Annotated in this window: 10 protein-coding genes; 3 read left to right on the forward strand and 7 right to left on the reverse strand. The window is 32.9% G+C overall.

The features are described from left to right. From AST99_RS18985 to AST99_RS09645, 6 genes are all read right to left on the reverse strand, one after another. Positions 1-113 (reverse strand): glycosyltransferase (locus tag AST99_RS18985; RefSeq protein ID WP_157486349.1); only part of this gene is annotated, 113 nt, incomplete at its 3' end. Positions 114-153: 40 nt separating this feature from the next. Next, on the reverse strand, positions 154-1,026 hold the full coding sequence (locus AST99_RS09625) for a glycosyltransferase family 2 protein (protein ID WP_057781626.1): 873 nt from the start codon (positions 1,024-1,026) through the stop codon (positions 154-156). After that, positions 1,023-2,288, reverse strand: coding sequence for a glycosyltransferase (locus AST99_RS09630; RefSeq protein ID WP_198151463.1), 1,266 nt, complete (start codon positions 2,286-2,288; stop codon positions 1,023-1,025). Before AST99_RS09630 ends, AST99_RS09625 begins: the two co-directional genes overlap by 4 nt. 74 nt (positions 2,289-2,362) lie before the next feature. Then, complete coding sequence (locus AST99_RS09635; RefSeq protein WP_057781628.1) at positions 2,363-3,433, reverse strand: glycosyltransferase family 2 protein; 1,071 nt, start codon at positions 3,431-3,433, stop codon at positions 2,363-2,365. 103 nt (positions 3,434-3,536) lie between these two features. Beyond that, complete coding sequence (locus AST99_RS09640) at positions 3,537-4,259, reverse strand: hypothetical protein (protein WP_057781629.1); 723 nt, start codon at positions 4,257-4,259, stop codon at positions 3,537-3,539. Next, complete coding sequence (locus AST99_RS09645) at positions 4,256-5,518, reverse strand: ABC transporter ATP-binding protein (protein ID WP_057781630.1); 1,263 nt, start codon at positions 5,516-5,518, stop codon at positions 4,256-4,258. The genes AST99_RS09640 and AST99_RS09645 overlap by 4 nt, the downstream gene beginning before the upstream one ends. 330 nt (positions 5,519-5,848) lie before the next feature. On the opposite strand from AST99_RS09645, the gene AST99_RS18600 reads away from it, so the two are divergent. After that, a complete protein-coding gene (locus AST99_RS18600) occupies positions 5,849-6,004 on the forward strand; it encodes a hypothetical protein (RefSeq protein WP_157486348.1) in 156 nt (51 codons plus the stop codon). 539 nt (positions 6,005-6,543) lie between these two features. On the opposite strand, the gene AST99_RS09650 is transcribed toward AST99_RS18600, so the two are convergent. After that, the gene (locus AST99_RS09650; RefSeq protein ID WP_057781631.1) at positions 6,544-6,768 is read right to left on the reverse strand and encodes a hypothetical protein; all 225 of its coding nucleotides are present in this window, start codon (positions 6,766-6,768) and stop codon (positions 6,544-6,546) included. 813 nt (positions 6,769-7,581) lie between these two features. Between AST99_RS09650 and AST99_RS18875 the strand changes: the two genes are divergently transcribed. Both AST99_RS18875 and AST99_RS18880 read left to right on the forward strand, forming a co-directional pair. Then, complete coding sequence (locus tag AST99_RS18875) at positions 7,582-7,971, forward strand: hypothetical protein (protein ID WP_232301606.1); 390 nt, start codon at positions 7,582-7,584, stop codon at positions 7,969-7,971. A gap of 179 nt (positions 7,972-8,150) precedes the next feature. Further along, positions 8,151-8,330, forward strand: coding sequence for a hypothetical protein (locus AST99_RS18880; protein ID WP_232301607.1), 180 nt, complete (start codon positions 8,151-8,153; stop codon positions 8,328-8,330). Positions 8,331-8,618 lie beyond the last annotated feature (288 nt).

Consider the following 8,618-nt stretch of genomic DNA (forward strand, 5'->3'; position numbering starts at 1 on the left):
GAGTCATGTTGTTTTATATAAGTAGCACTTCCATCGGTAGACCCACCATCAATAACCACATATTCTATTCCATTATAGGTTTGCTTAATAACACTCTGTATAGTCTTTGTAATTTATGGTGATAATTGAAATGAATGTCATTTAAATAAAAAATTAAGATACAGTAAACTTATTTAAAGTATAAGAATATTGAATATTAGTGCCATCTAGATCATACATTTCTTCACGTAGATTAATAAAATAAGATGCTTTAATAATCTTTGTTTTAAGCAAAATATTAATAAAATAATTAATCTTTTTAATTTTTTTTAATTGAAGTTTCTCTAAACCTGTTTGTTCATAGCCAGCTATAACATTTGATATTTCTAAAATGTAAGTATCTACAAATTTTTGAGATAATTGATTATCTCGTTTTCTCCATCCTCCAATACTTAATGTGCTTCTACATAATTTATCATATTTTGCGAATCTAAACCATAATTCAAAATCACCAGCGTATTTTAAACCTTGATCTACGTAACCTCCCGCTTTTTCCCATAAACTACGCCTCCAAAACGTAGATTCTTGCTGAATCCATCTATAGTCACTATTCAAAAATTTTATAAAACTAATTTTTTTTGCAAAAGATACATTTACTATGTTCCCTTTTAAATCTATAAAACTATTTAATCCTTGTATCCAATTTACTTCAGGTAAGTCATTAAATAATCTGCACATATTAAATAATGAATTTGGTAATAACAAATCATCACTATTTATCCAACACATAATTGTTCCTGTAGAAATTTTAAAACCCTTGTTTAGGGCCTCATACATTCCTGAATCTTGTTCACTTCTCCACACAGCTATTTCATTATCATATTTTTTAATAATGTCTAATGTTCCATCTGTACTGCCGCCATCTATAATAATATATTCTAGATTAGGATAGCATTGATTGACAACAGATTGAATTGTTGCTTCAATATACTCAACTTGGTTAAAGACAGGGGTTACTACAGATATTTTTGGCCAAGGAGCTATCAAATTTTATCTTTTTTAGTATTTAAAATAGTGTTGAATAAATTTAAATAGGCTTTTGCTTGTACTTTCAAATCGTATTTAGCTACCGCATTTTCTCTAATTTTATTTCTATCAAAAGATGTTAGAGAGTTTAAAATATTAATAATTGATATACGCAGTGCTACACTACTAATCTCGTCAGTCAAGATTCCATTCTGTCCCGTACTTATCATATCCACAACTCCACCCACAGGAAATCCAACGACTGGGGTACCACATAACAAGGATTCTAATACTGTATTGGGTAAATTATCCATTAAGGAAGGCATTATAAAAACATCCGCCATAGAATAAATCATACTCATCATCAATTCGTCCTTGATCTCTCCCAAATAAACTACATTATTTAAATGAGCATCATTTGATTTTTTCGCCCCTACAGCATATAATATTACATCATCTCTATCAATATTTTTTATAGCTTCACTTAAATACTTAAATCCTTTCCGTTCTTTACTTATTGAGTCTGAAACGAAAAGGATGACCTTTTTATTCATAGGTACTTTAAATAATGACTTTGAATATTCCATATTTCTAGGTTGGTACACATCAGTATTTATACCATAAGGAATACAGTAAATATCTTTATTCCTAAATACAGAACTTTGCTTCGCTTCTTCTGCTAACCACATAGATGGAGCTACGACTGTTAAATTATTAACATTTTTCATTACGTTTTCTTTTAATGAAAGATGTTTTTCAGCAATTTCTTTTTCTTTTATATTATTTACTCTTAGATTTGGCTGTCCTGAATTATTCATTCCAAAATAAATTTCTTCAAAATGTTCTCCCCCTGTAAATGGATTCATATCATGCAAAGTCCATACAACTGGTTTTGTGTTTTTCTGAAAAAAAGATTTATAATCTACAAAATCAGAAACCCAATGTAAATTAATTAAATCTGCCTCTTTGTATAACTCAGATTTTGTTATATCAACCCTCGATTCAGGAAAACTAAACATCTCTAAACCATTAGGTCTTTCCTCTAACATTTTTCTTCGCTGTTTTTTAAATACTATATTTATAAGTGTTAAAATTTTTTGAACACCTTTACTTATAAATGTTCTATTTTTTAGATCATATTCAAAGGTATTAACAACACCCTTTCTTTTATGTTTAAGTAAAACTTTAGAATTTAAATTTTCATTCAACAATCCTTCATGTAACCTCAAACACGCATTAGCGGCACCACCTTTATCATATGTATTTACAATCAATATCTTCATAATCATGAATATTGTTATCTGAGTCAAATAAAATTGACTTTAACTTTTTACATTAATAAATCAAAAAATTAGATTTAATGCCAGTTTACATTGTAGATTATATTTTCAGAATCTAAACTGCTTTGTTTATATTTTAAATAATTACTATTTAAATTCATTTTCAATTGATGCTTTACATAAGTTTTTTTCAATACAATCTTTTTAATCTTATAACTTTTCATCAACAAATCTGTTACATAAAACTTAAAAAAACTTATTCGACTTACACCTTTAAAAAAAGTTCCTTTGAACAAAAGTTTTAAAGGAAACCACAAATGACCATTCTCTAAAGGAAAATTTATTAACATTTTAAAAATCAACTTAGAGTAACTTTTTCTTACACTAAAGTATTTTTTTTTATCCTGTTCTAACAATGTGTTAATTGATAATATAGCATTAAGTATAGATAATAAATAAGCTTTTGATTTGTATGCCTTACCAATACTACTATGCTCAGAAACCCGAAAATAATTATCAACACCATTCACATTAATAAAAATGTTTGGATTATAAAATAATAACCTACAATGCAATTCCCAATCTTGCCACGCTCCTAAAGTCTCATTCCAACCTCCTACTTTTTTGAAAAACGACCTACTCCAAGTAGGTCCATTTGTATGCCAAGGCATATCCATATGAAAAAAACGTTTTACAAAATCAATAACACTACTATTCTCTTCTACCTTATTCCATAAAAGATCTGAATCTCCTATAACATTATTAAAGGTACCTGTTGGATTAATCAGTATATCCAAATCATGAGTATTACAATATTTCATTCTATGTTCTAAGATGGTATTAATTATGATATCATCGGAATCTAAAAATATTAAACACTCCCCCTTACTCAATTCAAAACCATAATTACGGGCAGCATTACCTCCAGATAAACGATCAATAGGTCGATGATGATATTTAAAACGTGAATCTATAGAAATATAAGTCTGCATAACATTACTTGTATTATCTGTACTACCATCATCAACAACAATACATTCCCAATTTTGATATGTTTGTGACAAGACCGAATCCAAGGTCTCATTTATTAAATGAGCACGGTTATAAGTAGGTATAATTATAGATACAAGTTTTTTTTCTGCCATCATTTTTTAATTAATTAAACAACTTCATTAAATCATAAACACCTTATTTCTTAGCAAATTTTCAGAAAACTTATGATGCAATAATAAGTCAAAACAAATAATTAAGCTATAAACTCATTACATAACGATAGCCTATAGAAGCTATAACTCTTAATGTCTTTGCACCTTTATAATCCCTAAATACGAAATCTATACTTCGTGAATTAAAATATAGCTTCAAATCTTCAAAAGTATCTTGTTCTCCCTTTCTATCAAAATCATCGAACATGATTATAAACTCATCTGTTGTCTTAAGCAAAGACACAATATACATAATATCATATCGTGAATATCGTTTACTTCCGTTGGGTCCATCAATAATATATAAATTAAATGTTGTCTTTACCACCTCTTTTAATCCAGAATAATGATTACAAACAAAACCCTTATTTTTTTTCTCTTCTAATGGACATAAAGTAATCTTAGAATTTTCATGTAATTGAAATTGATTATTGAAAGTTTTTTCCCAACTTAAATCTTCTTCAATAATTTGATGTTGAGTATTAGGTAAATAATGTGTTATATATGTAGACACAAACTTACTGGACTCTCCTAACCCAAATTCTAATATGGTATCTGGTTTATAATCCTTTAAAATGCGATGTAAAACATAAAAAAAAGCGTATCCTCCTGCCCAACGTCCTATATTTAGAGGCAATCGCTCTATTGCTTCAAATCCACGAATACTATCATGATATACATTGGCCCATTCTTGTTCTTGTAACATTAAACGGGTTTTCTTGTGATAAATACGATTTTCTTGTATAATAGTTTTTATCCGTTTTATCATAATTCATATTTTACTTTAAAATCCATTAATAATTTACTTTGGTTTTGAGGTACTATTTTTCCGAATCCATAAAAATCGCCTTCTACAACTTCAAAAGAAAAGGCATTTTGTATCCAATCAGAAACGGTATTTTCGACTTGAATATAAATTGTACAGTGATATAATCCTTTATTTAAATTGAGCTTGTCAATTTGAAAAGTAATAGTGTTAATTACTTCATTATGTAAATTTTCATCTAGCAATGTTGTACTTAACCAAGCAATACGCTGTCCAACACCATCATCTATGCGTATATCAAACTGTATGTCTTTAGAGGTATAACCTTTATAATTTTCCAATTCAAATTTAATATAAAAAGGTTGTCCAGATTGTGGTTTCGTATTTTTACCAGCACCGTAAACAATTACTTCACTAGCCTTTACAACTCCATTCCCTTTTCTATTTTTTATATCTTTAATGGCTATAACGTCTTCTTTCGAATTCAAATAATAATTAATAGCCTCATCTACATCTCCTTCAAATACCGTTTGTCCATGTTCCAAAACAATGGCTCGTGTACACAGGTTTTTAACTGCAGCCATATTATGACTCACAAACAACACGGTACGTCCATCACTTTGGCTAATGTCTTGCATTTTCCCGATGGCTTTCTTCTGAAACTCAGCATCTCCCACGGCTAGCACCTCATCAATCACTAAAATATCGGGTTCTAAAAAGGCAGCTACAGCAAAAGCTAAACGGACGCGCATCCCACTACTGTAACGTTTTACAGGCGTATCGACATAGCGCTCACAACCACTAAATGCTATAATTTCATCTTCTTTAGCTTTTATTTCAGCCTTAGTCATCCCCAGTATCGCACCGTTCAGGTAGATGTTTTCACGTCCCGTTAATTCCGGATGAAACCCAGTTCCAACTTCTAGTAAAGAGGCAATGCGTCCACGGGTTTTTATTTCTCCCGTACTCGGACTGGTTACGCGAGACAGTATTTTTAACAACGTACTTTTTCCAGCACCGTTTTTACCAATAATCCCTAAAACTTCACCTTGCTGTACCTCGAAATTGATATCGCGTAAAGCCCAAGCATAAGCACTATCTCCCTTGGTACTGCGGTTATTCACTTCCCCAATTTTTAAATACGGGTCTTCCTTACCACGCACCTGATGCCACCATCGGTTTAAATCGTGACTAATGGTACCTGTACCTATCAAACCTAGGCGGTATTGCTTACTAATGTTTTCTGCTTTAAGGATAATCATGAATGACTAATAGTTGGTTGTATTGGTTTTTGGTGTGGCACTTAAGCCTACAAACTATAGCAGTCCGTATACCAAAATAATGGGCTAATATAATAAAAGCATCTGACTTAAAAGTTTTGAATTATCATTTATTAGTTCCTCCATACTTTCAATCAAAAATACACACCGCTACTTGTCATAATTAGCAAACAAAACAAATCCCAAATAACTATTAACAACTCAACATTAACCCCTCACTACTCACCATACACCATTCACCAATACCCACCTGTCATGCAGAACGCAGTGAAGCATCTCACCAATAAAAACTAAATCATGAAACCAACTGTCATGCAGAGCGCAGCGAAGCATCTCATAAATAAGCCTCAAATCAAAATAAACCCAGAATTAGATTTCTCCTTCCGTCGAAATGACAAAAAACATCCAATCATGAAACCAACTGTCATGCAGAACGAAGAGCAACGCAGTGAAGCATCTCAACATTAAAACCCAAAAACAACAAACTTATCTGTCATATAGAGCAAGGTACGCAGCGAAGTATCTCACAAATAGACCCCAAATCACTTCATACAACTCAACAAACACCATTCACTATTCACCAATCACCAATAACTCCTGTCATGCAGAACGCAGTGAAGCATCTCACCAATAAAAACTAAATCATGAAACCAACTGTCATTCAGAACGTAGTGAAGCATCTCACCAAAAGAAACTGAATCATGAAACAAACTGTCATGCAGAGCGAAGAGCAACGAAGCGAAGCATCTCATAATAGAACCAAAAAAAACAACAAACCTATATGTCATGCAGAACGAAGAGCAACGCAGTGAAGCATCTCACCAAAAGAAACTAAATCACGAAACATACTGTCATGCAGAGCAAGGCACGAAGCGAAGCATCTCATCATTAAAACCCCAATCATGAAACCAACTGTCATGCAGAGCAAGGTACGCAGCGAAGCATCTCAAAAACAGAACCCCAAATCACTTCCTACAACTCACCAAACACCACACACCCCTCACCCTTCACCCTCTCACCAACTTACCATTAACCACCCGACTAAGCAAAGCCCGCAACACATCATCATAAGGCACTTTATAATACTCACTATACTCCCGAATAGTAATCTGTTTACGATTAACAATATGGTATTCCTGACGAATATCCTGTATGTATCGCTTAGCCGTTTTGTTACAAACCCCCATAAGGATTGCAACATCATTACTATTTAAAAACATACGATATCCCATTCTGCGTAACATTTTAAGCCATTGTCATGTATAATTATATTTTATCCGAATAACCTCTAATATAAACCACCAACCCCACTGAAAGTAAAACATCACACCTCAAAAAAGGGGAAATAAAAGAATGTAAACCCAAATTGAAGTGAGGTAAACGTGAGAAGGCTTTGAAGATCAAGCCCCACAATACACTCATAATAAGACGATTATTAATTTTTTCAACACAATAAAAGTGCCATAAATAAAAAATTGAAGTAAATACTTGCAATAAAATACATTTTAATCCTACAATACACTTAAAATAGCCGTAGTCCCACCGCCACTAAATCAGCTATACCACTGACTTAAACGGTATAAAAAAGCATATGAGAGACGCCGTTAAAAAAATTAGAATAAACAATTAATTAAGGCTTTACTACTGTTACGCCATATCAAAGCCATACCAAAGCCATGGATACCTTATGGGGAGTATATGAAAACCTATAGGCCACAGCATGGCAAAATGTAGAAAAAACAGGAATAAACTGGAAAATAGAGGAAGTTCTAATACAAAATAAGAAATTTTAGGAACTTTCAGGAACCTTATAAAAAACAATAAAGCTCTCGTTGTAATTTAGAACTAAGAGATCCCTTAAATCCATGTAGCGTTGAATAACATGTAAGCATTAGCCCAACGCATCCCGGGAACCTACATAGGTTTATAGATCATAAGTTTTAACCGCAGGTTGTTGCTCACCGAAATGCACAAAACAGCTAAAATCACGCTTGGGTTTGTGGCTAAAATTCAACAGTTATAACCTGCATAAATTCTATAAGATCATGGCAAAATACAAATCATTATTTAATGTAGAAGGCTCTATCGGAGAGGTAACCTTCTATAAAGGAGAAGACGGATACTACATCCGGTCTAAAGGCGGTGTTAGCAAAGACCGCATATTAAACGATCCTGCGTTTGTGCGAACACGAGAAAACAATACCGAATTCGCCCAATCGGCAACATCTGGCAAGCAACTGCGGCACGCCATTACAGCCTTGTTAACAGATGCTAAAGATAACCGGATGACATCTAGATTGACACAAGTGATGAGTCGCGTGAAAAATGCCGACTTAACCTCAGCGAGGGGACAACGAAAAGTAAGTATCGGAATCACAACTACCGATGGTAAAGATGCCATCAAGGGATTCGACTTTAACAGCAATGCCTTTTAAATAGCGTTTTACTTGAGGCGTTTACATTAGATACGACGACAGGCGAAATTAGTATTCCTAATTTTATACCGTCGCAGCAATTAAATAGTCCAAGCGGAGCAACACATGTGAGTTTCAACGCAGGCTTCTTAAATCTGAATTTCAGTGATAACACTTCAAATTTACAAGTCAGCCCTACTGTGAATTTAATAATTAACAACACAGCAGCGCCTTTAACGTTAACGCCCGCAACCACGCCCACAGGTACTGGAACCCCATTTTATTTTTTTAAGATTACATTCTATCAAGATGTAAACAACACCCAATACCCCTTAAAAAATGGAGCCTTTAATGTCTTACAACTTATTGAAGTATTGTAAAAAGGTAAATCCCATTTTAAAATCCTCGTCCCCCGAGGATTTTTTACAATAAATAATTCAAAACTCACCAATAAAAACTAAATCATGAAACCAATTGTCATGCAGAGCGAAGAGCAACTAAGCGAAGCATCCCATCATTAAAACCCTAATCATGAAACAAACTGTCATGCAGAACGCAGTGAAGCATCTCATCATTAAAACCCAAATCATGAAACCAACTGTCATGCAGAACGCAGTGAAGCATCTAACAAATAGAAACTAAATCACAAAACATACTGTCATGCAGAG

Source organism: Formosa algae (assembly GCF_001439665.1).
GTDB lineage: Bacteria > Bacteroidota > Bacteroidia > Flavobacteriales > Flavobacteriaceae > Formosa > Formosa algae.